This window comes from Alistipes sp. ZOR0009, assembly GCF_000798815.1.
Lineage (GTDB): Bacteria > Bacteroidota > Bacteroidia > Bacteroidales > ZOR0009 > Acetobacteroides.
Map to the genome: position 1 here is coordinate 1 of NZ_JTLD01000103.1, position 539 is coordinate 539.

Genomic DNA, 539 nt, shown 5'->3' on the forward strand with positions numbered 1-539 from the left:
ACCCCGAAATCTACTCCCTACGCCCCGAACTTTACTCCCTTCGGTAAGGATAGACCTTCGGGCACCCCGGAAACCACTCCCCACGACGCTGAATTTGCTTCAAGAACCCCGAAATCTACTCCCTGCGCCCCGAACTTTACTCCCTTCGGTAAGGATAGACCTTCGGGCATCCCGGAAACTACTCCCTACGACGCTGAATTTGCTTCAAGAAGCCCGAAATCTTAAGCAAGCGAAAAAATAGTTGAAAACAGAGAAAAAAGGATTCTGTTGGAAAAAAAAGGAAGGGACTATGCTGACAAAAATTACAATACCATCGAAAATAGTAGGGGCGGCGTACCCGTAAACGTAAGAGAACTGTACTTGGCATATACGGGGAACAGCAAAGGATTAAGATCGGAAAGGCATCCTTCCGTTAGGAAGGGGGGTAAACCAAAAAAGGCCCCGAACTTTCGTTCGGGGCCTCTGTAAGGTTGGCGGCCACCTACTCTCCCGCTTGGTGTAGCAGTACCATCGGCGCTGGCGGGCTTAACGGCCCTGTT

General features: G+C 50.5%; 2 protein-coding genes. One reads left to right on the forward strand and one right to left on the reverse strand.

The window, feature by feature from the left end; translation table 11 throughout:
- A partial coding sequence (locus tag L990_RS20455) for a hypothetical protein (RefSeq protein WP_231562297.1) occupies positions 1-225 on the forward strand: 225 nt, incomplete at its 5' end.
- Between the two features lie 77 nt (positions 226-302).
- Here the strand turns inward: L990_RS20455 and L990_RS20460 are convergent.
- Positions 303-539 (reverse strand): hypothetical protein (locus tag L990_RS20460; protein ID WP_231562298.1); only part of this gene is annotated, 237 nt, incomplete at its 5' end.